Genomic DNA, 24511 nt, shown 5'->3' on the forward strand with positions numbered 1-24511 from the left:
ACGTTATATGATTTGGACCACTCACACCGTATTCAATCAGCCCCATCCGCTCAGCAACAGCAACCTGTTCACGCGCGATATCGCCCTGTGCGAGGCCGTTGCACGCGAAGGCGCAAGCTGGGATCGCGAATGGCTGGCTTCCGTCGGCCTGCAACTCGGCAGTGCCGAATCCCTTGAACTAGGCCGCTTAGCTAACGTCGAAGCGCCGGAACTGCTGCGCTACAACGCGCGCGGCGAACGCCTCGACGAAGTGCGTTTTCATCCCGCCTGGCATCTGCTGATGCAGGGATTGTGCGCCAGCCGGCTACACAATCTCAGCTGGCAGCCCGACGTGCAGCCACAGGCGATGGTGGCGCGTGCCGCACGATTCATCCTGCATGCCCAAGTGGAAGCCGGCTCGCTCTGTCCGGTGACCATGACGCACGCCGCCATTCCGCTGCTGCAAAATCATCTGCCTGAACCCTACGCTGACTGGCGCGAAGCGCTGCTCAGCGATCGGTACGATGCGCATCATCTGCCGGGCAATAAGAAACGCGGCCTGCTGATTGGCATGGGCATGACGGAAAAACAGGGCGGCACCGATGTGTTGAGCAACACCACACGCGCCGAACCGCTCGGCGTGCGCGGGGCGGGCGAAGCGTATCGCATCACCGGCCATAAATGGTTTTTCTCGGTCCCGCAAAGCGATGCGCATCTGATTCTGGCGCAAACGTCACAGGGATTGAGTTGCTTCTTCCTGCCACGCTTGCTGCCGGACGGCACGCGCAACGCCATTCGCATCGAACGCCTTAAAGACAAGCTCGGCAATCGCTCCAACGCCAGTGCGGAGGTGGAATTTCAGGACGCTATCGGCTGGCTGATGGGCGAAGAGGGCGAAGGTGTGCGGCTGATCCTCAAGATGGGCGGCATGACGCGCTTCGACTGCGCGCTGGGCAGCCACGGACAGATGCGCCGTGCGCTGTCGATTGCCGTGCATCATGCGCAGCAGCGTCAGGTGATGGGCAAGAACCTTATCGATCAACCACTGATGCGCGCGGTGCTGGCGCAACAGGCGCTACAGCTGGAAGGGCAAACCGCACTGCTGCTGCGGCTGGCGCGCGCCTGGTCAACACCGGCCAGCGAACATGAGCGCTTATACGCACGCCTGTTCACACCCGCCGCCAAATATGTGATCTGCCAGGCGGGCATGCCTTTTGTGGCAGAAGCGATGGAAGTGTTGGGCGGCATTGGCTATTGCGAAGAGAGCGAGCTGCCGCGTCTTTATCGTGAGATGCCAGTGAATAGCATCTGGGAAGGCGCCGGCAATGTGATGTGCCTGGATGTCCTGCGGGTGCTCGGACGTCACGCCGAGGTGATGACCATGCTGCATGATGAGTTTGAGGCGGTGAAGGGCAGTAATCGTCACTTTGATCGCCGCTGGCGGCAATTACGCTTGCAGCTCGCGAACCCGCGCGAAGGGCAGGCACGCGAAATTACGCGCGAATTACTGCAGCTGGCGAGTGCCGCGATTTTGCTGAAAGTGGCAGAGCCGCCGCTGGCCGATGGCTGGTGTCAGCAGCAGCTTGATCTGCGCGGCACACGGGCATTAAGCGACGATCTCTGCGCGCGCTTACTGTTGCGCTGCAGCGCCGGTTGACGGCGCGCCATACAGAATGGCAGTGGCGTACCAGAAGCTGGGAAGGGTGGTTTCATCCAGCATCAGAATTTGATAGTAAACCGCCCCCGCCTGGTTGGCTTTCGCGGCAATAGCGCGCTGCGCATCATCCGGCGAGCCGCGTGTGGTGGTGGTGATAGTGCCGAGCTTCGGCAGGCCAATACTCTGCGCGCGTGAAATCTCCTGCGCGAGCTGCGTGGGCGGCGGCGGAGCTTGTGGCGTGGTGGTGAAAGCGGCGCAGCCGCTGAGCAGCAGCGTTAAGGCCAAATAGAGAGTACGCATAGCAACTCCTGAAGCAGGAAGATGGCTCAAGTGTAAGCCATCTTCCTGTGGCTTTTAGTCTTTCAAATGAAAAATGCTCACCAGTTGCGTCAGATGATGCCCTTTCTTACTCAGATGATTGGCGGTGGTTTCTGACTGGTTAATCATATCGCTGCTTTGATGCGTGGCCTGGCTGATGTGATTCATCGCCAGATTCACCTGACCAATGCCCGCCGCCTGTTCCTGCGCGGCAATATTGATCTCACCCATCAGCGTTTTAACCTGCTCGATGTGATTGACGATATGGCTCATTGCATCGCGCGTCTGCTCAGATAACGTATGGCCGGCCGCCACTTTATCGATGGAGCTGGCAATCAACCCATCAATCTCTTTGGCTGCCGTAGCACTTCGCTGTGCCAGCGCGCGCACTTCCGCCGCGACCACCGCAAAGCCTTTACCGTGTTCACCGGCGCGAGCGGCTTCAACCGCGGCATTAAGCGCCAGAATGTTGGTCTGGAAGGCGATCGACTCAATCACATGGGTGATATCGGCGATGCTCTGCGACGCCACGCGAATCTCCGACATGGTTTCCACCGAACGTGCCACGGTGCTGCCGCCGTGATTCACGGTATTAGCCGCTTCACCGACCAGCGCCATCGCCTGCCGCACGTTGGCAGCGGTTTGCGCCACGGTGGCGCCAAACTGCTCCATGCTGGCCGAGGTTTCTTCCACGCTGCTGGCCTGACGGCCAATCTGCTCGCTGATGCTGGAGCTGCTGGCGGCGATGGTATCGGTGCCGCTACTGATTTCCCGCGCCGCCGAACGTACCTGACTAACGACTTTCTCCAGTCCATCGCCAATGCCGTTGATCGCGCTGACCAACTGACCAATCTCATCACGACGTGAAGAGTCGAGATGTGCCTGCAGATTACCAGCGGCGTACTGTTCTGCCAGATGGATCACCTGCTGCAGCGGACGCGTGATGGCACGGCGGCTGTACCACATAAAGCCAATGGCAAACGCGATCACCAGCGCCAGGCCAATCGCCATAAACAGGTTACGGCTGTGCGTGATTGGCGCCAGCAGGCTGGCACGGCTCACTTCACCGGCGATGATCCAGTTCCAGCCTGGCAACTGCTGCCACGCCAGCAGTCTGGTTTCGCCATCCAGTTCAATCGCCACTAATCCCTTCGGCTGGCTAAGCAATTGCTGCTGCGTGGCGTTATCCCAGCGCGGCAGTTTGCCTTCAGCGTGACGATCAAACAGATATTGGCCCTGGCTGCTGCCCGGCGTCCCATTCAACACCGAGAAGGTGCCGCTGTCACCAAGATGGCGCGCCAGCACTTTGTCACGCATCAGCGCGTACTGCGCGTCGATCTGTACCCCGACGAACAGAATAGCGATCACCGCGCCGCTGCTATCCTGCACCGGCTGATACTGCGTAATGTAACGATGGCCAAACAGCGTCGCCAGGCCGCGATAGACCGTGCCCTGATTGACGCTGCGCCAGGCGGCGCTGCTGCGATCCAGTTTGGTGCCCACCGCGCGGCTGCCATCCTCTTTTTTCAGCGAGGTGGCGATGCGGATGTAATCTTCGCCGTCACGCACGAAGATGGTGGATACCGCACCAGTACGATCGAGAAAATCATCTACCGCGATCTGATCGAGGTTGAGGGTTTTCAATCCCGCTCGCAGCGTTGGCGTGCTGAATTCACCTACCTGCACACGTTCGCTGTCGTCACGACTAAAACGTTTTGGCAGGAAGCTTTGGAACAGTTTGGTGTAATTTGCCACCTCTTCCGACAGCGTGGCGTTGAACATGGTGGCCATTTCATTAATGCCTTGCACCTGATTCTGCATATCATCGGTTGCCAGCTGCTCCAGCTGACGTGCCGCGTTATGGCTCAGGGTCAAGGTCAGCGTAAATAGCACAATTGCCACGCTCAAAGACGTCAATACAGACAGCTTGATTCCGAGACCCATGGCGCTGAGAGAAAGACGCTTCATAAAGTACCTTTTGAGATTATTGAAGGGGTACAAGATCAACGGCAAAGTGGGCTAAATGTTTAGGGCAGAAATTATTCAAACTTAATGTGAAGTGGCTCGCATTTTGTCAGGCAGCACTTACACTGAGTCCAGTGATAATCATTCTCAATGGAGGCGGTATGATCGAGTTGGCAACGGAGAATCTGGCAGGCATTGAATGTATCCACGCATCACCGGCCGGGCAGCGCCAGGCGCGCTTGCCGACGGTGTTGTTCTATCACGGTTTTACCTCATCGAAAGAGGTTTACAGCTACTTTGCCGTGGCGCTGGCGCAGGCAGGTTTCCGCGTGATTATGCCCGATGCGGACATGCACGGCGCACGTTACAACGGTGATACCGACGCGCGGATGACCCACTTCTGGGAGATCCTTAAACAGAACATCGATGAAGTGCCGTTGCTGGAAAAGGCGCTGCGCGATAACGACTGGATTGCGGATGAACGTTTTGCCGTGGCGGGCGCCTCAATGGGCGGCATGACCGCGCTGGGCGCGATGGCACGCTATCCACAGATTCACAGCGTGGCGTGTTTGATGGGTTCCGGCTATTTCATGCAGCTGAGTCATACGCTGTTTCCGCCGCTGGTGGCGCGCACGCCAGAGCAGAAAGAGGCTTTTGCCGCGCGTTTAGCACCGCTGGCGCCTTACGATCCCAGCGAACAGCTTGAGAAACTGGCGAATCGACCTTTGCTGTTGTGGCACGGCGAAGCGGATGAAGTGGTGCCCTTTGCTGAAACGGCGCGTTTGCAGAAAGCCTTAGGCGAGACAGAACTCGATCACCATGTGACCACGCTATCTGAAAAAAACATCGGCCATAAAATCACGCCTGCGGCCCTGACGGCGCTGGTCAGTTTCTTTAAACATCATTTATAAAAAATGCGGGTTGGCGTGATTGGCGCCAGCCCGTTTAGGTTGCCGAATCAGAGTTGTGATGACAACCGTTCGGCGGCGCTGGTATTGGCACTGACTGGGTTACTGCTTGCAGGCGCATCCAGCCGATTGACGTAGACATAGCCTGATGCCGCGTTGCTGCTGTGACTTCTCATCTGCTGCGCGAAGTCAGCGGAGCTGGCAAGAGCGGGTGTAGACAGGAAGAGACCCAGTAAAGTGGCGAAAATGATCGTTTTCATTATCGACTCCTCACTCCAGGGATTGCACTCTCAGACGCGGCGAAAAGCGGAATTCGTTGCGCCTGTAAACAGTGTAGTTCTTAACCAATTTGCCGCCAGATCGTCCCTTTGAACGCCTTCTTCAGAGAATTTGATAAAACCTTCTCTAACTCACTGATGCATTTCACTTAGCACAAAAAGCCGCATCAGCTGGCACGCTAGTCGCCATTTGATGAATTGTGCGCTTGAGTTTCCGCAAGGACGCCAGTATGATTACGCGTCAATTTTTCAGCTGCATTCAGAGGTGTGTTTCATTTTTTAAATGATTCGCAACCTATAACGTTCCTTGCTTCCGTGGGCCGCAGCTGACCCTGACAGGAGGCTGAATAATCCGTAAGGAGCTATCGATGCGTCATTACGAAATCGTATTTATGGTCCACCCTGACCAGAGCGAACAGGTTCCAGGTATGATCGAGCGTTACACTGGTGCTATCACCGGTGCACAGGGCACGATTCACCGTCTGGAAGACTGGGGCCGCCGTCAGCTGGCTTACCCAATCAACAAACTGCACAAAGCTCACTATGTTCTGATGAACGTAGAAGCGCCGCAGGAAGTGATTGACGAGCTGGAAACTAACTTCCGCTTCAACGACGCCGTTATCCGCAGCATGGTTATGCGCGTTAAGCACGCGGTAACTGAAGCATCTCCGATGGTTAAAGCTAAAGATGAGCGTCGTGATCGCCGCGAAGACTTTGCTAACGAATCGGCTGATGACTCAGATGCTGGGGATTCTGAAGAGTAATCCGACATGACGGCAAATCGACTGCGCCTGTCTGGCACTGTGTGCAAGACGCCGGTTCGAAAAGTCAGTCCGTCAGGGATTCCTCATTGCCAGTTCGTGCTTGAGCATCGTTCTGTGCAAGAGGAAGCCGGTTTCCACCGGCAAGCCTGGTGTCAAATGCCGGTGATTATCAGCGGCAGCACCCATCAGGTGATTACTCAACATATAACGGTCGGCACGCAACTCACTCTCGAAGGCTTTATTAGCTGCCATCAGGCACGCAATGGTCAGAGCAGAATGGTGTTACATGCCGAGCAGATTGATTTGATAGATTCTGGAGACTAGCCAAATGGCACGTTATTTCCGTCGTCGCAAGTTCTGCCGTTTCACCGCGGAAGGCGTTGTAGAGATTGATTACAAAGATATCGCTACACTGAAAAACTACATTACCGAAAGCGGTAAAATTGTCCCGAGCCGTATTACCGGTACTCGTGCAAAATACCAGCGCCAGCTCGCTCGTTGCATCAAGCGCGCTCGCTACCTGTCCCTGCTTCCGTACACTGATCGTCATCAGTAATCGGTAGTTGTCCATTAACGACTTTAAGAGGATAAGGTAATGCAAGTTATTCTGCTTGATAAAGTAGCAAACCTGGGCAGCCTGGGTGATCAGGTTAACGTTAAAGCGGGCTACGCTCGTAACTTCCTGGTTCCACAGGGTAAAGCTGTTCCTGCTACCAAGAAAAACGTTGAGTTCTTCGAAACACGTCGCGCTGAACTGGAAGCCAAACTGGCTGACGTTCTGGCTGCCGCTAACGCACGTGCAGAGAAAATCAACGCACTGGGCAACGTAACCATCGCGTCTAAATCAGGCGACGCTGGTAAGCTGTTCGGTTCCATCGGTACCCGTGACATCGCTGATGCAGTAACTGCAGCTGGCGTTGAAGTGGCTAAAAGCGAAGTTCGTCTTCCAGAAGGCGTACTGCGCACCACCGGTGAGCACGAAGTTGACTTCCAGATCCATAGCGAAGTCTTCGCTAAACTGGTTGTGAATGTAGTTGCTGAGTAATTGTTACTCTAAATAATTCAAGGTGCAGGAAGGCGGCAAGGGAATGAATCCCCTGAGCTTACTTCGGTAAGTGACAGGGGTGAATGAGCGTAGCCAACGCATCTGTAACTTGGATTATGACGAGTATACTCGGTAATGCGAAAACGCCGGCCATGTGCCGGCGTTTTTGTTTCTGCGTTTTACTGAGCGCGGATAAAGCTGCCATCTGGCTGGCGCGTAAACAGCACCGGACCGTTACTGCCATCCACCGTTAAACCGGTCACCACGCCTTGCGCGTTCTGACGAATCTTCACCTGCTGACCATTCTGTAACGCACTCAGCGGCTGCCCATCACCTTCGACTCGCGCCATGGCAAACACATCATTCACCGGCAAATTATTGTCGCGGAACAGCTGTGCCAGTGTCTGGCCTGATGCCACATTATAGGTGCGCCACTCGCCCTGCGAATCGGTTTTCGCCGGCGTGTTTTGCTGTTGATTATTGTCGTAAATCTCCGCCTGCATCGGCACTTCTTTAGCGCCAGTGTCCGCCGGACGCTCAACCGGATATTGCGGCGTGCTGCTCGGCCAGAGAAACGCCAGCAGCAGCACCAGCAGGGCAATGACGATGCCGCGACGATGCAAAGCGGGTAGCGGATCCATCCAGCGCACATCATCCAGCAAATGCCAGACGCGCTGTAGTGCGGCGGGAACGCGGGAAGGGTGATCGGAAGCCATTCGTGAATCCTCCTCGCTGGCGGCCTGGCGCGGAATGCGCGGCAGCCAACGTTGCAACCAAGGTAATAAAGTACGCGGTGCGCGCGTCCTGCGACGTCGTGGGGCGATCTGGCCCATGTATTCTCTCTTGTTCCGACGGTGGCGGGTGAAAACCTCGCCACAGCTATAGTATGAGCAATGCTGACAGGAAGTGCCTAACAGCATTGAAAAATTTGACCGCTGTATTGTTTCCGTTTCGCCGGGAAATGTCATCTGCGGCGCGTGAGATTTTACGCCAGCCGCCCGCGCTGGTATGCTGCCGGTTCTATTTTTCTCCGGGATTAAGGAATCAAGATGACGACCCCTTCATTCGACAGCGTCGAATCACAAGCAAGTTACGGTATCGGTTTACAGGTAGGCCAGCAGCTGCAAGAGTCTGGACTGCAGGGTCTGCAGCCAGAAGCACTGCTCGCCGGCCTGCGCGACGCGTTGGAAGGGAACTCACCGGCCGTCCCGGTTGACGTGGTACATCGCGCACTGCGTGAAGTGCACGAGCGCGCTGAAGGCGTGCGTCGTGAGCGTGTAGAAGCGATGGCGGCAGAAGGTCAGACTTTCCTTGAGCAGAACGCACAGCGCGAAGGCGTAAGCAGCACCGAAACCGGTCTGCAGTTCAGCGTCATCACGCAGGGCGAAGGTCCAATTCCTTCACGTCAGGATCGTGTGCGCGTGCATTACACCGGCAAACTGATCGATGGCACCGTATTCGACAGCTCAGTCGCGCGTGGCGAACCCGCAGAATTCCCGGTTAGCGGCGTAATCGCCGGTTGGATCGAAGCGCTGACGCTGATGCCGGTCGGTTCCAAGTGGGAACTGGCGATTCCACACAACCTCGCTTACGGCGAGCGCGGTGCTGGCGCCTCCATCCCGCCATTCAGCACCCTGATCTTCGAAGTTGAACTGCTGGAAATTCTGTAAGTCGCCAAGTTGATTCTCAAAACCGGCACACGATCGTGCCGGTTTTTTTATATCTGTAGAACAAGCTGGTTTTAAATTAATCAGCGTATATAATGTGCGAATCGAACGATTCACACGAAAGGTGCGGTATGCATTCACTTTCCGCCAACGAAGCCAAAACCCAATTTGGCGATATGCTGCTGAAAGCGCAGCGTGAGCCGGTCCAGATTAGCCGTAATGGAAAGCCGGTAGCAGTGGTCATCTCCGCTGAGGAGTATCAGGCGATAGAGGCCATGAAGCAGCAATTTTTGCAGGAAAAAATTGCCCGAGCCAGAAATGATATTGCCAACGGACAACTGACCGATGGTGAAACCTTTTTCGACCAACTGCTGGATTAAATGGCTAATTATCAGCTTACGGATGAAGCGCGACAGGATCTTGTCGATATTCGCCGGTTCACTATGCAGAACTGGGGTGATGCGCAATCAAAAATCTATTTAAGGCGTTTGCAGGAGACGTTACGCACGCTGGCAGAAATGCCGGCATTGGGAAAAAGCAGAGCGCTGGATGTTGCAGAAGGTGTGCTCAGCTTTCCCTATGTTAGCCACATGGTTTATTACCAGCCAGGCCAGAAAGGCATTATTATTTTGGCGGTATTACATCAGAGCAGGGTGCCAGCTACGCATCTGGCAACCCGCTTATAACAACTATTTCTTCTGCAAATCCACCTGCCACAACGCAAAACCTATCTCATCGCTGCCCACCGCTTTCATCGGGTAATCGGCGTGCTGCTCGATAAACTTCGTTGCTTTCGCGCCAGGCGCGGTCTCAAAACGGATATCCAGCGGCGTGCTGCTGTTAATCGGCGCTAAACGCCAGTTGTGATCGGCCTGCGGTTTCACTTCGCCGTGCGCTTTGGTTTCGCTGCTGATATAGGCGGCAACCACCGAGCGGTTCTCATCCGGCGACGCGAAGGCGACATACTTATCGCCGGTGCCGGCAAACTTGCCGCCATAAGCGCGATAGTTATTGGTGGCGACCAGGAAACGGGCCTGAGGATCAATAGGTTTGCCTTGCCATGTGAGATCCTTAATGCGCGAAGCCCCCTTGTTGATCAGCGAGCACTCTGCGTCATAGCGCGCCGGCTGCGTGACATCGATTTGATACTGCACGCCATCGATCACATCGAAGTTATAGGTACGGAAATCCCAGTTAATCAGCGCTTGCGGTTTGCTACTGTGCGGATCGATTTGATTAAACTGCGCGGCTGAACACTCCAGCCACTCTTTCACCTGTGCACCGCTGACTTTCATCACCACCAGCGTATTGGGGTAGAGATAGAGATCGGCGGCGTTACGGAAAGTGAGGTTACCTTTCTCCACTTCGACATAGCTGGCGGGATCGTTTTTGCGGCCGCCAGCTTTAAACGGCGCGGCGGCGGAGAGCACCGGCAAGCGGCCAAGATCAGGATCGCCCTGAATAAAGTGTTCGACGTAAGCGCGCTGTGCGTTGTTAACGATCTGCACCGTGGGATCGTCCTGCACCAGCGACAAATAGCTGTACATCACGTCGGCGGATTTACCGATCGGTTTGGCAACAAAATCGCGCGTGGCGCGGTGAGCCTGCTCCAGCACTTTCACCAGATCGGCATCTTCGGCAGCCAGCGATTTTTTCGCCGCGCTGTCATAAATTGGACGTGCCTCGGCTTTGCCCTGCGCAACCTGCCATTTGCCGCCCTCGTTATTCAGCACCAGATCGACCACACCCAGATGATCGCCCCACATACCGGGCATCACCGCCGGAATACCGTTAAGTGTGCCCTGGGCGATATCAGCGCCTTTAATTGCCGCAAACTCTTTGCTCGGGAAGACCGCGTGAGCGTGACCGAACATGATGGCGTTGATGCCAGCAACCTGGCTGAGGTAATAGACCGAATTTTCGGCCATGGCATGATAGGGTTCACTGCTCAAACCGGAGTGCGGAATAGCGATGATTATTTCAGCACCTTTTGCGCGCATTTCCGGCACATAGCGCTTCGCTGTTTCAGTGATGTCATCAACCCGCACTTTTCCCTGCAGATTGTTGCGATCCCAAACCATAATCTGCGGGGGAACGAAGCCGATGTAACCAATTTTCAGCGTATGCGGCTTACCGTCACGGTCTGTAACGGTGGTTTCCTTGATTAAGTAGGGCGTAAACAGCGGTTTTCCGCTCTTTTCATCGATTATGTTGGCGTTGACGTAAGGGAAACGCGCGCCGGCCAGCGCTTTTTGCAGATAAGGTAAACCGTAATTGAACTCATGATTACCGAGGTTTCCGACCGCGTAATCCAGCGTATTCATCGCCTTATATACCGGATGAACTTCGCCCGGTTTTAGCCCTTTCGCCGCCATGTAATCGCCCAGCGGACTGCCCTGAATAATATCGCCGTTATCGACCAGCACGCTGTTCTTCGCTTGCGCGCGGGCCTGCTGAATTAAGGTGGCGGTGCGTACCAGGCCAAATTTCTCCGTCGGCGTATCTTTGTAATAATCGAAATCCATCATATTGCTGTGCAGATCGGTGGTTTCCAGAATGCGCAGATCCACCGTAGCAGCCTGTACCGTGGCGGCAGTTATACAGAGTGCCAATAACGACATGCTCGCTTTGAACATCGCTTGCTCCTTGTTCGGTCCAATGGGCCTCTCAAAATAATGTAAAACCATGACGAATTATCATTTCAATTTGTGATGAAGCTCGGACTTTCATCCAATATCTCCCGCCGGGCCGCGCCAAAAGCGCATTCAGCATCCCGCCATAGCCGCCGATGATGAACTATGGTATTGATATTCAAATAGATTGCCGTAGCAGACAGCACAGTCGCAGGCTGTTGAATGACAACTGCTAAAATAAGGACAGATTGGCAGTTGGTGTCTGACAGGCAGAATCAGCGGAAAAGAGGTAAAGAATGTTAGATAAAATTTGTCAGCTGGCGCGCGATGCGGGCGATGCCATTATGCAGGTATATAACGGCGCAGAGCCGGTTGACGTGACCCGCAAGTCGGATGATTCTCCCGTTACCGCGGCCGATCTCGCGGCGCATCGCGTGATTGTGCAAGGTCTGACGGCGCTTTCGCTGGGGGTGCCGGTGCTATCTGAAGAGGATCCCCCGAGCTGGGACGTGCGTCAGCACTGGCAGAAATACTGGCTGGTCGATCCGCTGGATGGTACCAAAGAGTTCATCAAGCGCAACGGCGAGTTTACGGTCAACATTGCGCTGATCGAAAATGGCAAACCGGTATTGGGCGTGGTGTATGCGCCCGTGCTAGGCGTGATGTACTCGGCGGCTGAGGGTAAAGCCTGGAAAGAAGAGAACGGCCAGCAGACGCAAATTCATGCGCGTGAAGCGCGTCCACCGTTAGTGGTGGTTAGCCGTTCGCATTTTGAGAGCGATACCGAGTTGCAGGAGTATTTGCACCAGCTCGGCGAGCATCAAACCACCGCGATTGGTTCATCGCTGAAGTTCTGTCTGGTAGCTGAAGGCAGCGCGCAACTCTATCCGCGCTTCGGGCCCACTAACATCTGGGATACCGGCGCAGGCCATGCGGTGGCGATTGCGGCTGGTGCGCATGTGCATGACTGGCAGGGGAAAACGCTGGATTACACGCCGCGAGAATCTTTCCTTAATCCCGGTTTCCGCGTTTCGCTGTTTTAAGATTTCATCGGGTCGCCATTGACGGCGACCTCCACTTACTTCTGCAACAACTCATGAATTAACTTCATCGCCTGCTGCACTTCGTCCTGCGTTAGCGGACCATCTTTGACGTAGCGCACATGTGCGGTGTTATCCAGCACCACAATCGCGGATCCGCCTTTCTCCAACTGCCAGGCCTGACGCGCGCTGCCGTTGCTATCGACGATAAACTGCGACCATGGAAACTGCTGCTTGTTGCTCTCAAGGCTGCTGCGCACGAACATGCCGGTGCCCGGAATCGCATCGTCGGTATTGACGATAGTGGTGGTTTGATAACGATCGTGCGGCAGATGCGCAGCTTTGATGGCTTCAATTAACGCCGCATTCTGCTCTTTAGCAGAAGAGCGCCCGGCAATATGCAGGATAACGCGAACTTTTCCGCTTAGCTGCGCGCTATTCCAGGATTTGTAGCTAAACTTATCTTCATCTTGTTGATAAAACAGCTCTCCTTTGTCGTTAACGCCAACGGCTGGCACGCGTTCACCCAGTTTGAAGGCATGTGCCGCAGCCAGGCCCGGCAGCAAGAGTGCCAGTGCTATCACAGTGTGTCTCAAACGCATTTATTACTCTCCTTGGTGATCCGACCAGTTGTTCATGTTCCTGCAATATTAGGCGTGGATGATGCGTCTGTCGCAATGAGTTAACAGGTTTGCAACCTATGCCACAATTCCATAATGAGTGAAGGTTTATACTGGGTTTAGTGAGGCTGATAACAGAGTATTCTGTAATGATGTGTCAATTCAGTAAATAATTCACCTTTTCGGAACACGGCTAAGAAAGGATGCTCTATAGTTATGCCTCATTTGCGCTTCACGGGTTCGTACCAAATTTGGTGACGACGGAGCGTATTAAACATTTTAGGAGTTAAACAGCATGAAGATCTTCCAGCGCTATAATCCGCTGCAAATTGCGAAATATGTCAAAACGCTATTTAGAGGAAGGTTGTACATCAAGGACGTGGGCGCGTTCGAGTTTGATAAGGGCAAAGTGATGTTGCCGCGTGTCAAAGATAAACAGCATCTCAGCGTGATGTCAGAAATCAATCGCCAGGTGCTGCGGCTGCAAGCCGAGTACAACTAAGTAAGCATAAGAAAGGGCGCCGATGGCGCCCTCAGTTTTTAGTGCGGTTGTTGGCTTGTCGCCATCAATTGCGATCCTGGGACGACTCAGATTCATCCACCGTATTTTTGTTCACATTCAGCACCGGCGGGCGTTCATCAATACGCGTAACCAGCAGCTGGTCGATACGGTAGCTATCAATATCCACCACTTCAAACTTGTAGCCGGAAAACTTCACAAAGTCGGTACGCTTCGGAATCTTGCGCAGCATGTACATCATGAAGCCGCCGATGGTTTCATAATTGCCAGACTGCGGGAAATCATCGATATCCAGCACGCGCATCACGTCATCAATTGGCGTGCCGCCTTCGACCAGCCATGAGTTCTCATCGCGCGCGACAATCTGCTCTTCCTGACCTTGACCCACCAAATCGCCCATCAACGTGGTCATCACATCATTCAGCGTAATGATGCCCACCACCAGCGCGTATTCGTTCATGATCACCGCGAAGTCTTCACCAGCGGTTTTGAAGCTCTCCAGCGCTTCAGAAAGCGTCAGCGTATCCGGCACAATCAGCGCTGAACGAATCTGTACGCCGCTGTTCAGCGTCAGGCTTTGATTGCCGAGTACACGCAGCAGTAGCTCTTTGGAATCGACATAGCCGACGATGTGGTCGATATCGCCATCGCAGACGATGAATTTCGAGTGCGGATGCTGGGCGATTTTGGTTTTCAGTGTGGTTTCATCTTCGTGTAAATCGAACCACACCACGTTCTCGCGCGAGGTCATTGATGACGGCACGGTACGTGATTCCAGCTCAAACACGTTCTCAATCAGCTCATGTTCCTGCTTACGCAGCACGCCCGCCAGCGCACCGGCTTCCACCACCGCATAGATATCGTCGGAGGTGATGTCGTCTTTACGCACCATCGGCAGTTTGAACAGACGGAAGAAGACGTTCGCCAGGCCGTTGAACAGCCACACCAGCGGACGCAGCACCACCAGACAGAAGCGCATCGGGTTGATAATGCGCAACGCTACGGCTTCCGGTGCAATCATGCCGACGCGTTTTGGCGTCAGGTCAGCAAACAGAATGAACAGGCTGGTCACGATGGTGAAGGAGCAGATAAAACTGAGCTGTTCAGCCAATTCGGGTGCCATGATGCGGCTGAATAAGCTATTAAAGGCGGGCGAAAACGCCGCATCGCCGACGATACCGCCGAGGATCGCCACGGCATTCAGGCCAATCTGCACTACGGTGAAGAACATGCCAGGTTGTTCCTGCATCTTCAGCACGCGCTGGGCATTGATATTGCCTTCGTCAGCCAGCAGCTTCAGTTTGATCTTACGGGCGGCGGCCAGCGAGATCTCCGAAAGGGAGAAAAATGAACTGATGACTATCAGTAAAAGAATGACAAGTAAGCTATCGAGCATAAAAGGTCCGTTGGGTTAATCACTTGTCATTTTTGGCCTGGGCAGCGCGGGAATGGGCGTACGTCCGGTACTTGCCAGTCAAACAGGCTATCCGTGCCAAAAATGTCTGCGCCATTTCGACAAGATAAGGTTAACGTCGGGGCAGAAAGGGTGCAGGCGAGGCCTGCTGGTCGCTGATTATAGCAGCAGCGCTTATCATGCCGCTATAGGCGCGCATCAGGGGGTCGGATTAATCTGAGTGAGCGTCATTCGCGAGCTCAAGAATCGCCTTGGTTGTTGTATCGTTTAGCACATTTACCCACAATAGGTCACAATTTGGCTTAGTCGCTGAATTTGCGCCAGTGGGGGGAAAAGAGCGGCTATGCTGATGGGTAAACGCGCGCTGGTGATACCCTTCCAGAGAATAAACGCCCCTGCGGAATAGGGGCCGGCATTATTAACAGGAGTACGTGTGCCACGATTTCATATTTATTGTTTGGCCAGCCTGTTGCTTGCTGCACCTGCCGTTGAGGCAGCCAAAGTGCGCTTGCAGCTGGACGGTCTTAGCGGGGATTTGCAAAAGAACGTCAGGGCACGCTTGTCCACCATCGGCAGTGACGAGGTGTCGAACGACGGCCGTTTCCGCGCGCGCGTTGCGGAAGCGATCAAAGAAGGCCTGCGGGCACTGGGTTATTACGAACCGGAGATCGATTTTGAATCGCGCCCGGCACCGCCGCAAGGTGGTCGTCCGGTATTGATCGCACACGTTAAGCCCGGCGAACCGGTCAAGATCGGCGGCAGCACCATTGTGATCGAAGGTGAAGCCCGCACCGACAAGGATTACCAAGCCTGGGTCAAACAGGGCACGCCGAAAGTCGGTACACAGCTGAATCACGGCGCCTATGACAAATTTAAAAACGGCTTCTCCAGCCTGGCATTGCGTAATGGTTACTTCGACGGTGACTTTAAGCAAAGCCAGCTTGGCGTTTCGGTTGAACGGCGCGAAGCCTTCTGGGACATCAATTACGATAGCGGCCCGCGCTACCGTTTTGGTGATGTCGGTTTCCAGGGCTCGCAAATCGACGAAGCCTATCTGCAAAATCTGGTGCCGTTCAAAAAGGGCGATTACTACAGCTCGCGCGATCTGGCCGAACTTAACCGCCGCTTGTCGGCGACCGGCTGGTTCAACTCAGTGGTGGTCGCGCCTGAGTTTGATAAAGGTCGTCAAAGCAAAGTGCTGCCGCTGAATGCGGTGGTATCGCCACGCGTGGAAAACACCATTGAAACCGGCGTCGGTTACTCCACCGATGTCGGGCCGCGCATTAAAGGCACGTGGAAAAAACCGTGGATTAACAGCAGCGGCCACAGCCTGGCCGCCAGCGCCTACGTTTCTGCGCCGGAGCAGCAGCTCGATCTCAGCTATAAAGTCCCGCTGCTGAAAAGTCCGCTGGAGCAGTATTACACCTTCTCCGGCGGCGTGAAGCGTACCGATCTCAACGACACCAAAGCCGATACCACCACGCTGGCGATGTCGCGAAACTGGGACAGCAGCAGCGGCTGGCAGAAGGCAATCAACCTGCGCTGGAGCCTCGATCACTTTACCCAGGCCAGCGTGACCAACACCACTATGCTGCTCTATCCGGGCGTTAGCCTGAACCGCACCCGTTCGCGCGGCGGTCTGATGCCAACGTGGGGTGATTCGCAGCGCTACTCGGTGGACGTGTCGGATACCACATGGGGTTCGGACGTTGATTTCGTCATCATGCAGGCGCAAAACGTCTGGATTCGCACGCTCGCCGATAAGCATCGCTTTGTGGCGCGCGGCAATGTGGGCTGGATCGAAACCAACGACTTCGACAAAGTGCCGCCGGATCTGCGCTTCTTCGCCGGTGGCGATCGCAGTATTCGTGGTTACAAATACAAAGACGTATCGCCACGTGATGATAACGGCAAGCTGACCGGCGCCTCGAAAATGGCCACCGGCTCGCTTGAATATCAATACAACGTGACCGGCAAATGGTGGGGCGCGGTGTTCGTCGATTCCGGCGAAGCGGTCAACGACATCAAGCAGAGCAACCTGAAAACCGGCGCCGGCTTCGGCGTGCGCTGGTCTTCTCCGGTCGGGCCGATCAAGTTTGATATCGCGCGGCCGATTGGCGACGACAAGGAGCATGGATTGCAATTTTATGTAGGATTGGGGCCTGAACTATGAAGCTGTGGAAAAAGGTCCTGATTGGCATCGGTATTTTTCTGGTGCTGCTGTTGGGCAGCATCGCGTTTCTGGTGGGCACCACGCCGGGTTTGCATCTGCTGCTGAAAGGCGCCGATCGCTGGGTGCCAGGTTTGTCGATCAAACAGGTGGAAGGTGGCTGGCGCGATCTGACGCTAAGCGGCGTGAAGTATGAGATGCCGGGCGTTAGCGTGGATGCCGGACGTTTCCACCTGGCGCTGAATCTCAACTGCCTGCTGCATTCGTCGGTGTGTGTCAATGACATTGCGCTGCAGGATGTCAGCGTGGTGGTCGATAGCAAAAAAATGGCACCGGCCAGCGCACCGCCGCCGGAAGAGGAGAGCGGCAGCACCAATCTCAGCACGCCGTATCCCATCACGCTCAGCAAAGTCGGGCTGCATAACATCAACGTTAAAGTGGATGACACCGCAATTTCCCTGCTCGACTTCACCAGCGGCCTGCAGTGGCAGGATCGCGCACTGACGCTGACGCCAACCCATATCCAAAGCCTGCTGATCGCGCTGCCGAAAGCGGCCAAAGTGGTGGATGAGCAGGTGGTGCAGCCAAAAGTGCAGCAGCCGCAGCCGGATGAACAGCCGCTGGGCGAAACGCTGCAGGCGATGTTCGCTAAGCCGCTATTACCAGAGATGCCGGACTTCCAGCTGCCGCTGGATATCACCGTGCAGGAACTGTTGGGCGAACAGCTGCGCATCACCGGCGATACCGACATCTCAATCACGCGTCTGCTGTTAAAAGCCAAAACCGCCGATCGTCATCTCCAACTGGAAACCTTTGATGTCGATTCGCCGCAAGGGCAGGTGAACGCCAGCGGTGAAGCAACGTTGGCCGATAACTGGCCGGTGAATTTTGCGCTGAACGGCACCCTCAATCTCGACCCAATCAAGGGCGAGAAGATCAAAATGAACCTTGCAGGCGCGATGCGTGACGAGCTGAAGCTCGGGCTGAATCTTTCCGGTCCGGTGCGTGCGCAGCTGGATGCGACCACGCAGCCTGCGGTCGCCGGTTTGCCACTGGCGCTAAAACTCACCAGCCCGCAGCTGCGCTGGCCGCTCACCGGCGCGGTGCAGTATCAGGCGGATAATCTCGATTATCAGTTCAAAGGCAAAGCCACCGATTACGTGATGTCGCTGCGCACTGCGGTGAAAGGCGAAGGCGTGCCGCCTGCCACCATTGCGCTGGACGGCAAAGGCAACGAGCAGCAGTTCAATCTTGATAAGCTGCGCGTGGCGGCGCTGCAGGGCAATATCGATCTGACGGCGCTGGTGGACTGGAGCAAAGCCATTAGCTGGCGCAGCGAATTGACGCTTTCGGGCATCAACACCGCCAAACAGTATCCGGATTGGCCAGCGAAGCTGGAGGGCAAAATTGCCACGCGCGGCAGCTTGTACGGCGGAACCTGGCAGCTCAGCGTGCCGCAGCTGGAGCTGAAAGGAAATGTTAAGCAGAACGCGGTGAGCGCCAAAGGTACGTTGACTGGCAACAGCTATAACCAGTGGAAAGTGCCCGGCCTTAACATTGCGCTGGGTCGCAACCATCTGGACGTGAACGGCGAGCTGGGCGACACGCTCAATCTCGACGCCAGCATTGATGCGCCAAAGCTGGATAACGCGCTGCCGGGCCTGGGCGGCGTCGCCAAAGGCACCATCAAAGCACGCGGCACCTTACAGGCGCCGCAGCTGCTGGCCGATCTCACGGCTACTGGTTTGCGCTGGCAGCAGCTGCAGATCCGTCGTGTGGCGTTGCAGGGCGATGTGAAATCCAGCGATCAGATCGCCGGTAAGCTGCAACTGCGCGTGGAACAGCTGCAGCAGGACGCGCTGAAAGTGAACCTGTTAACGCTGAACGCCGACGGCAACGAAAAGCAGCATCAGCTTAAGCTCGCGGTACAGGGCGAACCGGTTTCCGGTCAGCTGGCGCTGAACGGCAGCTTTGATCGCAAAACCGAGCGCTGGCAGGGCAATCTCAACAACACGCGTTTCGACACGCCGGTAGGCGAATGGCGACTGACGCGGGCGATGGCGATTGATTACCTTAACAGCAAGCAGACCGCCACCATTGGGCCGCACTGCTGGCAGAACCCGAACGCGCAGCTGTGCGTACCGGAACCGATTGAAGCCGGTGCCAGCGGACATGCGCATGTGGTGCTCAATCGCTTCGATTTGGCGATGATCAAACCGTTCCTCACCGATGCCACCAAACTGAACGGTGTGTTCAGTGGTGATGCGCGCGTTAACTGGACCGCCGACGGCGCGCTGCCAACCGGCACCTTAGCGCTGAAAGGCAGCGGCGTGAAAGTGGAGCAAGACGTGCAGGGCAACAGTTTGCCTATCGCCTTCGACACGCTGAACCTGAATGCCGCGCTGCGTAACGGTCGCGCACAGCTTGATTGGTTGATCCATATCGTCAACAACGGCCAGCTGAGCGGCAATGTGCAGATCGCCGATCCTGAGAATCGGCGTCAGCTGTCGGGCAACATCGGCATCAGCAATATTTCGCTGGCGATGTTGAATCCGGCGCTGATGCAGGGCGAGAAGATCAAAGGCAACCTGAACAGCAACCTGCGCCTTGGCGGCACGCTGCAGCAGCCGCAGGTGTTTGGTCAGTTGGGGCTGAGCGATGTGGATGTCGACGGCAGCTTTATGCCGGTTGATCTCACCGCTGCCAACCTCAACATGGTGTTCAACGGCATGAGCTCAACGCTCAACGGCATGATTCAGACGGCGCAGGGCAATCTTAACCTGAGCGGCAACGCCGACTGGAGCCAGTTGGATAACTGGCGTGCGCGCGTGGCGGCGCAAGGTAGCCGTATCCGCGTTACCGTGCCGCCAATGGTGCGCATGGATGTCTCGCCGGATCTGGTGTTTGCAGCCACGCCGGCCGCGTTCAGCCTTGACGGCAAAGTGGATATTCCGTGGGCGCGCATTACCGTGCAGGAAGTGCCGGAAAGCGCCACCGGCGTCTCCTCTGATGAAGTGATGCTGGATCAAAATCTCAAGCCGATTCAGCCGAAAACGGCGGCAATCCCGATCAACAGCAATCTGGTGATCCACGTCGGTAATGATGTGCGGCTCTCGGCATTTGGCCTAAAAGCCAGGCTGAATGGCGATCTCAAACTGGTGCAGGATAAAAACGGCCTCGGCTTGAATGGCCAGATCAACATCCCATCCGGCCGCTTCCACGCTTATGGTCAGGATCTGCTGGTACGTAAAGGTGAGTTGCAATTCGCCGGACCGCCGGACCAGCCTTACGTCAATCTCGAGGCGATCCGTAATCCTGAGGCCACTGAAGACGATGTCACCGCCGGATTACGGGTAACCGGGCTGGCGGATGAGCCGAAAGTGGAAGTGTTCTCCGATCCGGCGATGTCACAGCAGGAAGCGCTTTCTTACCTGTTACGTGGTCAGGGACTCAACAGCGATGGCGACAGCAACGCATTAACTTCCGCGCTGGTGGGATTGGGGGTTGCGCAAAGTGGTCAGGTTGTGGGTAAAATCGGCGAGACCTTCGGTGTCAGTAATCTCGCGGTTGATACCGCTGGCGTAGGCGATAGCCAGCAGGTGCAGGTGAGTGGTTACGTGTTGCCGGGTCTACAAGTAAAATACGGTGTTGGCATATTTGATTCACTGGCGACCTTAACCTTGCGTTATCGCCTGATGCCCAAACTCTATTTAGAAGCCGTGTCGGGTCTCGATCAGGCACTGGATCTGCTCTATCAGTTTGAGTTTTAGCAATGCGAATAATTGTCTATGGCAGTTTACGGCGCAAACAGGGAAACAGTCATTGGATGACGAATGCGCAGTGGCTCGGCGACCATCAGATTGTGGGGTTTGATCTCTACAATCTGGGTCACTATCCGGGCGTGGTGGAAGGAGAAGGCAGCGTTTATTGCGAGGTGTATCGCATTGACGCCAGCACGCTCGGCGAACTTGATGCCTTGCGCACCAAAAATGGCGAATACAAACGCCAGCTTATTCAGACGCCTTACGGCAGTGCCTGGCTGTATGTCTATCAGCGTTCAGTTGCGGGTCGCACGCATATCGCGAGCGGTGACTGGTTAAGGCGAGATGGCGAAACAGAGGCATAAATAAAAACACCGTCCATTGGACGGTGTTTTTTTATGCGTGGCAGAAAAGAATCTTATTTCTTCTGCGCGCGCTCGTAAGAGGCGATGATTTCAGCTTTGGCCGCTTCTGCGTTGTCCCAGCCATCAACCTTCACCCATTTGCCTTTTTCCAGATCTTTGTAGTGCTCGAAGAAGTGGGTGATCTGCGCTTTCAGCAGTTCTGGCAGGTCGTTCACATCTTTGATGTGATCGTACTCTTTACTCAGCTTGGTGTGCGGCACCGCAACCAGTTTGGCATCTTCGCCAGACTCGTCGGTCATTTTCAGCACGCCGACGGGACGGCAGCGGATCACTGAGCCCGGTACCAGCGGATAAGGGGTTGGCACCAGCACGTCAACCGGGTCACCATCCAGAGACAGGGTGTGGTTGATGTAGCCGTAGTTGCACGGATAGAACATGGCGGTAGACATGAAACGGTCTACAAACAGGGCGCCAGACTCTTTGTCGACTTCATATTTGATCGGATCGGCGTTAGCCGGGATCTCAATGACAACGTAGATATCTTCTGGCAACTCTTTACCTGCAGGCACCTGGTTCAAACTCATCTGGCTTTCCTTCATTAGTCATATGTTGAGTGACGGCTATTATAGCCAACTGACTCTGAAAGTATGCCCCCTTTTTGGCGTTTCGGAATGCTCCAACCCGCTACTTCGCCGTGACAAACAGCGAGACGATCCCCGCCGCAATCAGTGGTCCAACTGGCACACCACGGAAGAAGGCCACGCCAATCACCGTACCAATCAACAGCCCACCAATCACCGACGGCTGCACGCTCATGAAGTTCACGCCGCGTCCGCCCAGCCAGGCAACGAAAACCCCCACCACAATCGCGATAATCGATTGCCAGTTGGCGAACGATTTCAACAGAGAGGAAGCCGGCAGCGTACCGCTGGCCAGCGGCGCCATCACCGCAACGGTGAGGATGATGATGCCAATCTGAATGCCCTGTTTTTCCACATAGGGAAAGAATTGCGACAGCGGGGTGAGCTTGATCGCCAGCAGGATCAGAATCGAGATGGTAACGGCGCTGTTATGAACGAAATAGCTGAGGACGGCGAGGCAAACAAGAATGATGGTGGAGGCATAAGCAGCCATGGTTTCTCCCTGCAGATTAATGGGCGCGCTGGCCGATGCCAGCGCTAAGCGTATTAAACGCTTACATTAATCAACAATCGTCGGGGTTGGCGCAACTGCCTTTGTTAATTGATTGCAACATCAGCGCCTGATTACGCACCAGACTGACGCCCTGCGCACCAACTGACAGCGCGGCCATCGTGCCCTGGCTGCTAACAAAATAGCTGCGGCTGGCATCCAGCCAACTGTCGCGATAGGTCAGCCACGCGCGCTGGGCGCTGCGCAATTTGTCTTTAGGTGCGCCGGTTAATTTTTTCATTGCTTGGGTGTACTGCGCGTTCATCTCTTTATCCCAGGCTTTATTAGCGGTGCCGTAGCATTGAGACATGCCGGCGGTGCTGGATTCCTTATTCAGACACTGATCGAGCTGCTGATCGATAGGGTTTTGTTGCGCTGCCGCAAAACCACTGACCAACAAACACGCCATCGGGAGCCATTTTTTCATCGTTTCATTCCTTAAATTTTGCTGGGGCAGAGTTCAGTAAAAGTGAAGTCTGGATGATCGTCAGCCAGTTGACCATCAACAATGGATAAAGTTTCCGCGATCAACTGCCGATAATCTTTCCGTTTTAGGGCCAGCGGATTTCTGCCTTTTCTTGCAAACGGGGATAATCATGTTCAAACAGCTATCAATTCGTACTGCATTACTCACGCTTTTGGCTTTTATGGCGCTGCTGCTGCTGGCAGTCAGCGCGATGGGCATCTCTGCCATCAACGCAGGCAATCAATCACTGGATGCTATTAACCGCATTCAGGGAATTGAACTGAACAGTTTGTACCAAAGCAACGCCGATCTCATGCGCGCGCGCGGCAGCGCCGCATTGGCCGTGCGCAAAATCGAAATCGGATTACTGGAGGATGGCGCCAGCGTCACCAAACAAGCTGAGGAGGATGTCACCAGTTCCCAGCGTCATCAGAAAGCCTTTATTGATGCCGGAACGGTAACGGCTCAGGGTAAAATCCTCGCCGATGCCGTGGCTACTTCGTTCGCTGCCTATCATAAGGGCGCTATCGTGCCGATGATGGATGCGTTGCAAAAGCAGTATACCGACGAATATTACCAGGTTTTGGAAGGCAACCTCTCAACGCTGGCAAGCAACTACGCGAAAGCCGTGCATGATTTTGCCGTTTATGCTGATGAAGTCTCAGCTACACGTCTGGCGCAAGCTGCACACAATGAGTGGCAGATGAAAATCATGATTGGCGTGGCGATGGCGTTGACGCTATTGCTGATCGTCATTGCCTGGCAACTGCTGCGTCGTCTGCTGCTGCGTCCACTCGATGGCGCGATTCTGCATCTGGAGCAAATTGCGGCCGGCGATTTATCCCAGCCGCTGCCCGCAGCCGGAAAGAGTGAATTAGGCCGTCTCAATCAGGCGCTGGCGAATATGCAGCTGGCGCTCAGCAGTTCGGTCAGTCAGGTGCGCGAAGCCAGCTTGCAGATTGACGTGGGAAGCCGCGAGTTAGCGGCGGGCACCGTGCATCTCTCGCAGCGTACCGAAGAGTCCGCCGCTTCGCTGGAGCAAACCGCGGCCAGCATGGAACAGCTCACCGCCACCGTGCGTCTCAATGCCAGCAATGCTAAAGAGGCCAATCAGCTCGCCAGCAATGTCTCCGACAGTGCCGATCGCGGTGCCGAAGTGGTCGGCTACGTGATGGAGAAGATGCAGGAGATCACCCAAAGCGCCAATCGCATTGGCGACATCCTCAGCGTGATTGATGGCATTGCCTTCCAGACCAACATCCTGGCACTGAACGCTGCGGTTGAAGCCGCGCGTGCCGGTGAACAAGGGCGCGGTTTTGCCGTGGTCGCTAATGAAGTGCGCACGTTGGCTGGTCGCAGCGCCACCGCCGCCAAAGAGATCCGCGAGCTCATCGCAGAATCGCAGACGCGGGTGCAAGAAGGCAGCGATATGGCCACGCGCGCCGGTGAAACCATGGATGAAATCTCCAGCGAAGTGATGCGCGTGACTACGCTGATGAAAGAGATCTCCATTGCTTCGGAAGAGCAGAGTCGCGGTATCGAGCAGGTAAATCAGGCGGTGACGCAGATGGATGAAGCCGCGCAGCAGAACGCCGCGTTAGTCGAAGAAGCCAGCGCTGCCACCCAATCGCTGGAAGCGCAGTCGCAGCAGTTGCAGGATTCGATGGCGCAATTCCGCGTAGTCGCGTCTCTGCCTTCGTAGGCAGCAACAAAAAGCCCGCACGGAGGCGGGCTTTGCACAGCGGGAAAA

General features: G+C 55.3%; 25 protein-coding genes. 15 read left to right on the forward strand and 10 right to left on the reverse strand.

The annotated features are described in order from the left end of the window. Positions 1 to 7 precede the first annotated feature (7 nt). The gene (locus Q3H59_RS02495; protein ID WP_309832987.1) at positions 8 to 1636 is read left to right on the forward strand and encodes an isovaleryl-CoA dehydrogenase; all 1629 of its coding nucleotides are present in this window, start codon (positions 8 to 10) and stop codon (positions 1634 to 1636) included. Here the strand turns inward: Q3H59_RS02495 and bsmA are convergent. Together bsmA and Q3H59_RS02505 are read right to left on the reverse strand one after the other, a co-directional pair. Continuing rightward, positions 1610 to 1936 carry a biofilm peroxide resistance protein BsmA gene (gene bsmA / locus Q3H59_RS02500; RefSeq protein WP_309832989.1) on the reverse strand — a complete coding sequence of 109 codons (327 nt, stop codon included), beginning with the start codon at positions 1934 to 1936 and terminating at the stop codon, positions 1610 to 1612. The genes Q3H59_RS02495 and bsmA overlap by 27 nt on opposite strands. Before the next feature lie 54 nt (positions 1937 to 1990). After that, entirely contained in the window at positions 1991 to 3922 is a 1932-nt protein-coding gene (locus Q3H59_RS02505; protein ID WP_309832991.1) for a Cache 3/Cache 2 fusion domain-containing protein, read from the reverse strand. 158 nt (positions 3923 to 4080) lie between these two features. On the opposite strand from Q3H59_RS02505, the gene yjfP reads away from it, so the two are divergent. After that, positions 4081 to 4830: an esterase gene (gene yjfP, locus Q3H59_RS02510; protein WP_309832993.1), complete on the forward strand. Its 750-nt coding sequence runs from the start codon at positions 4081 to 4083 to the stop codon at positions 4828 to 4830. A 47-nt stretch (positions 4831 to 4877) separates the two neighbouring features. Here the strand turns inward: yjfP and Q3H59_RS02515 are convergent, their stop codons facing one another. Continuing rightward, positions 4878 to 5087: a hypothetical protein gene (locus tag Q3H59_RS02515; RefSeq protein ID WP_101762873.1), complete on the reverse strand. Its 210-nt coding sequence runs from the start codon at positions 5085 to 5087 to the stop codon at positions 4878 to 4880. Positions 5088 to 5473: 386 nt separating this feature from the next. Here Q3H59_RS02515 and rpsF point away from each other — a divergent pair, with 386 nt between their 5' ends. The 4 genes from rpsF to rplI are packed head-to-tail and all read left to right on the forward strand — an operon-like array spanning position 5474 to position 6914. Further along, positions 5474 to 5869, forward strand: a complete 396-nt coding sequence (gene rpsF, locus Q3H59_RS02520; protein WP_101762874.1) for a 30S ribosomal protein S6 — start codon at positions 5474 to 5476, stop codon at positions 5867 to 5869. Positions 5870 to 5875: 6 nt separating this feature from the next. Beyond that, the gene (priB, locus tag Q3H59_RS02525) at positions 5876 to 6193 is read left to right on the forward strand and encodes a primosomal replication protein N (protein WP_007892027.1); all 318 of its coding nucleotides are present in this window, start codon (positions 5876 to 5878) and stop codon (positions 6191 to 6193) included. A gap of 4 nt (positions 6194 to 6197) precedes the next feature. Next, complete coding sequence (gene rpsR / locus Q3H59_RS02530) at positions 6198 to 6425, forward strand: 30S ribosomal protein S18 (RefSeq protein WP_002210155.1); 228 nt, start codon at positions 6198 to 6200, stop codon at positions 6423 to 6425. A 39-nt stretch (positions 6426 to 6464) separates the two neighbouring features. Further along, entirely contained in the window at positions 6465 to 6914 is a 450-nt protein-coding gene (gene rplI, locus Q3H59_RS02535) for a 50S ribosomal protein L9 (protein WP_008103594.1), read from the forward strand. A gap of 179 nt (positions 6915 to 7093) precedes the next feature. Here the strand turns inward: rplI and Q3H59_RS02540 are convergent, their stop codons facing one another. Continuing rightward, positions 7094 to 7747, reverse strand: coding sequence for a LysM-like peptidoglycan-binding domain-containing protein (locus Q3H59_RS02540; protein ID WP_158238609.1), 654 nt, complete (start codon positions 7745 to 7747; stop codon positions 7094 to 7096). Positions 7748 to 7963: 216 nt separating this feature from the next. On the opposite strand from Q3H59_RS02540, the gene fklB reads away from it, so the two are divergent. From fklB to Q3H59_RS02555, 3 genes are all read left to right on the forward strand, one after another. Next, on the forward strand, positions 7964 to 8584 hold the full coding sequence (fklB, locus tag Q3H59_RS02545) for an FKBP-type peptidyl-prolyl cis-trans isomerase (protein ID WP_008103590.1): 621 nt from the start codon (positions 7964 to 7966) through the stop codon (positions 8582 to 8584). Positions 8585 to 8712: 128 nt separating this feature from the next. Beyond that, positions 8713 to 8961, forward strand: coding sequence for a type II toxin-antitoxin system Phd/YefM family antitoxin (locus Q3H59_RS02550; protein WP_101762875.1), 249 nt, complete (start codon positions 8713 to 8715; stop codon positions 8959 to 8961). Then, positions 8962 to 9267, forward strand: coding sequence for a type II toxin-antitoxin system RelE/ParE family toxin (locus tag Q3H59_RS02555; RefSeq protein WP_101762876.1), 306 nt, complete (start codon positions 8962 to 8964; stop codon positions 9265 to 9267). Between the two features lie 3 nt (positions 9268 to 9270). Here the strand turns inward: Q3H59_RS02555 and Q3H59_RS02560 are convergent, their stop codons facing one another. Further along, on the reverse strand, positions 9271 to 11217 hold the full coding sequence (locus Q3H59_RS02560; protein ID WP_309833004.1) for a bifunctional 2',3'-cyclic-nucleotide 2'-phosphodiesterase/3'-nucleotidase: 1947 nt from the start codon (positions 11215 to 11217) through the stop codon (positions 9271 to 9273). Positions 11218 to 11510: 293 nt separating this feature from the next. Between Q3H59_RS02560 and cysQ the strand changes: the two genes are divergently transcribed. Beyond that, positions 11511 to 12257 carry a 3'(2'),5'-bisphosphate nucleotidase CysQ gene (gene cysQ, locus Q3H59_RS02565; RefSeq protein WP_309833006.1) on the forward strand — a complete coding sequence of 249 codons (747 nt, stop codon included), beginning with the start codon at positions 11511 to 11513 and terminating at the stop codon, positions 12255 to 12257. 35 nt (positions 12258 to 12292) lie between these two features. Here cysQ and Q3H59_RS02570 read toward each other — a convergent pair whose 3' ends face one another. Beyond that, the gene (locus Q3H59_RS02570) at positions 12293 to 12856 is read right to left on the reverse strand and encodes a YtfJ family protein (protein WP_192236141.1); all 564 of its coding nucleotides are present in this window, start codon (positions 12854 to 12856) and stop codon (positions 12293 to 12295) included. Positions 12857 to 13169: 313 nt separating this feature from the next. Between Q3H59_RS02570 and Q3H59_RS02575 the strand changes: the two genes are divergently transcribed. Continuing rightward, complete coding sequence (locus Q3H59_RS02575; RefSeq protein ID WP_007892150.1) at positions 13170 to 13376, forward strand: DUF1107 domain-containing protein; 207 nt, start codon at positions 13170 to 13172, stop codon at positions 13374 to 13376. A gap of 64 nt (positions 13377 to 13440) precedes the next feature. On the opposite strand, the gene Q3H59_RS02580 is transcribed toward Q3H59_RS02575, so the two are convergent. Beyond that, the gene (locus Q3H59_RS02580) at positions 13441 to 14790 is read right to left on the reverse strand and encodes a hemolysin family protein (protein WP_101762880.1); all 1350 of its coding nucleotides are present in this window, start codon (positions 14788 to 14790) and stop codon (positions 13441 to 13443) included. A 451-nt stretch (positions 14791 to 15241) separates the two neighbouring features. On the opposite strand from Q3H59_RS02580, the gene Q3H59_RS02585 reads away from it, so the two are divergent. The 3 genes from Q3H59_RS02585 to Q3H59_RS02595 are packed head-to-tail and all read left to right on the forward strand — an operon-like array spanning position 15242 to position 21104. After that, on the forward strand, positions 15242 to 16981 hold the full coding sequence (locus Q3H59_RS02585) for an autotransporter assembly complex family protein (RefSeq protein ID WP_192236143.1): 1740 nt from the start codon (positions 15242 to 15244) through the stop codon (positions 16979 to 16981). After that, on the forward strand, positions 16978 to 20748 hold the full coding sequence (locus Q3H59_RS02590) for a translocation/assembly module TamB domain-containing protein (RefSeq protein WP_309833012.1): 3771 nt from the start codon (positions 16978 to 16980) through the stop codon (positions 20746 to 20748). The genes Q3H59_RS02585 and Q3H59_RS02590 overlap by 4 nt, the downstream gene beginning before the upstream one ends. A gap of 2 nt (positions 20749 to 20750) precedes the next feature. After that, complete coding sequence (locus Q3H59_RS02595) at positions 20751 to 21104, forward strand: gamma-glutamylcyclotransferase (RefSeq protein ID WP_101762883.1); 354 nt, start codon at positions 20751 to 20753, stop codon at positions 21102 to 21104. A 53-nt stretch (positions 21105 to 21157) separates the two neighbouring features. Here the strand turns inward: Q3H59_RS02595 and ppa are convergent, their stop codons facing one another. From ppa to Q3H59_RS02610, 3 genes are all read right to left on the reverse strand, one after another. Beyond that, positions 21158 to 21688 carry an inorganic diphosphatase gene (ppa, locus tag Q3H59_RS02600; protein ID WP_007892166.1) on the reverse strand — a complete coding sequence of 177 codons (531 nt, stop codon included), beginning with the start codon at positions 21686 to 21688 and terminating at the stop codon, positions 21158 to 21160. 100 nt (positions 21689 to 21788) lie between these two features. Beyond that, a complete protein-coding gene (locus Q3H59_RS02605; protein WP_008103576.1) occupies positions 21789 to 22238 on the reverse strand; it encodes a DUF441 domain-containing protein in 450 nt (149 codons plus the stop codon). Positions 22239 to 22308: 70 nt separating this feature from the next. Next, positions 22309 to 22722, reverse strand: coding sequence for a lysozyme inhibitor LprI family protein (locus Q3H59_RS02610; protein ID WP_101762885.1), 414 nt, complete (start codon positions 22720 to 22722; stop codon positions 22309 to 22311). A gap of 169 nt (positions 22723 to 22891) precedes the next feature. Here Q3H59_RS02610 and Q3H59_RS02615 point away from each other — a divergent pair, with 169 nt between their 5' ends. Then, positions 22892 to 24463, forward strand: coding sequence for a methyl-accepting chemotaxis protein (locus Q3H59_RS02615; protein ID WP_309833018.1), 1572 nt, complete (start codon positions 22892 to 22894; stop codon positions 24461 to 24463). Positions 24464 to 24511 lie beyond the last annotated feature (48 nt).

Origin of the sequence: Pantoea sp. SORGH_AS_0659 (assembly GCF_031453915.1) — a bacterium.
GTDB classification, from domain to species: Bacteria; Pseudomonadota; Gammaproteobacteria; order Enterobacterales; family Enterobacteriaceae; genus Pantoea; species Pantoea leporis.

Bases quoted from the DNA above. Each gene is read 5' to 3' on its own strand.
- cysQ (WP_309833006.1), top strand. From the start codon at position 11,511: ATGTTAGATAAAATTTGTCAGCTGGCGCGCGATGCGGGCGATGCCATT.
- Q3H59_RS02610 (WP_101762885.1), bottom strand. From the start codon at position 22,722: ATGAAAAAATGGCTCCCGATGGCGTGTTTGTTGGTCAGTGGTTTTGCG.
- Q3H59_RS02590 (WP_309833012.1), top strand. From the start codon at position 16,978: ATGAAGCTGTGGAAAAAGGTCCTGATTGGCATCGGTATTTTTCTGGTG.
- Q3H59_RS02560 (WP_309833004.1), bottom strand. From the start codon at position 11,217: ATGTTCAAAGCGAGCATGTCGTTATTGGCACTCTGTATAACTGCCGCC.
- Q3H59_RS02550 (WP_101762875.1), top strand. From the start codon at position 8,713: ATGCATTCACTTTCCGCCAACGAAGCCAAAACCCAATTTGGCGATATG.
- ppa (WP_007892166.1), bottom strand. From the start codon at position 21,688: ATGAGTTTGAACCAGGTGCCTGCAGGTAAAGAGTTGCCAGAAGATATC.
- Q3H59_RS02615 (WP_309833018.1), top strand. From the start codon at position 22,892: ATGTTCAAACAGCTATCAATTCGTACTGCATTACTCACGCTTTTGGCT.
- Q3H59_RS02505 (WP_309832991.1), bottom strand. From the start codon at position 3,922: ATGAAGCGTCTTTCTCTCAGCGCCATGGGTCTCGGAATCAAGCTGTCT.
- fklB (WP_008103590.1), top strand. From the start codon at position 7,964: ATGACGACCCCTTCATTCGACAGCGTCGAATCACAAGCAAGTTACGGT.
- Q3H59_RS02605 (WP_008103576.1), bottom strand. From the start codon at position 22,238: ATGGCTGCTTATGCCTCCACCATCATTCTTGTTTGCCTCGCCGTCCTC.
- Q3H59_RS02570 (WP_192236141.1), bottom strand. From the start codon at position 12,856: ATGCGTTTGAGACACACTGTGATAGCACTGGCACTCTTGCTGCCGGGC.
- priB (WP_007892027.1), top strand. From the start codon at position 5,876: ATGACGGCAAATCGACTGCGCCTGTCTGGCACTGTGTGCAAGACGCCG.
- Q3H59_RS02495 (WP_309832987.1), top strand. From the start codon at position 8: ATGATTTGGACCACTCACACCGTATTCAATCAGCCCCATCCGCTCAGC.
- rpsF (WP_101762874.1), top strand. From the start codon at position 5,474: ATGCGTCATTACGAAATCGTATTTATGGTCCACCCTGACCAGAGCGAA.
- rpsR (WP_002210155.1), top strand. From the start codon at position 6,198: ATGGCACGTTATTTCCGTCGTCGCAAGTTCTGCCGTTTCACCGCGGAA.
- yjfP (WP_309832993.1), top strand. From the start codon at position 4,081: ATGATCGAGTTGGCAACGGAGAATCTGGCAGGCATTGAATGTATCCAC.
- bsmA (WP_309832989.1), bottom strand. From the start codon at position 1,936: ATGCGTACTCTCTATTTGGCCTTAACGCTGCTGCTCAGCGGCTGCGCC.
- Q3H59_RS02580 (WP_101762880.1), bottom strand. From the start codon at position 14,790: ATGCTCGATAGCTTACTTGTCATTCTTTTACTGATAGTCATCAGTTCA.
- rplI (WP_008103594.1), top strand. From the start codon at position 6,465: ATGCAAGTTATTCTGCTTGATAAAGTAGCAAACCTGGGCAGCCTGGGT.
- Q3H59_RS02595 (WP_101762883.1), top strand. From the start codon at position 20,751: ATGCGAATAATTGTCTATGGCAGTTTACGGCGCAAACAGGGAAACAGT.
- Q3H59_RS02540 (WP_158238609.1), bottom strand. From the start codon at position 7,747: ATGGGCCAGATCGCCCCACGACGTCGCAGGACGCGCGCACCGCGTACT.
- Q3H59_RS02575 (WP_007892150.1), top strand. From the start codon at position 13,170: ATGAAGATCTTCCAGCGCTATAATCCGCTGCAAATTGCGAAATATGTC.
- Q3H59_RS02515 (WP_101762873.1), bottom strand. From the start codon at position 5,087: ATGAAAACGATCATTTTCGCCACTTTACTGGGTCTCTTCCTGTCTACA.
- Q3H59_RS02555 (WP_101762876.1), top strand. From the start codon at position 8,962: ATGGCTAATTATCAGCTTACGGATGAAGCGCGACAGGATCTTGTCGAT.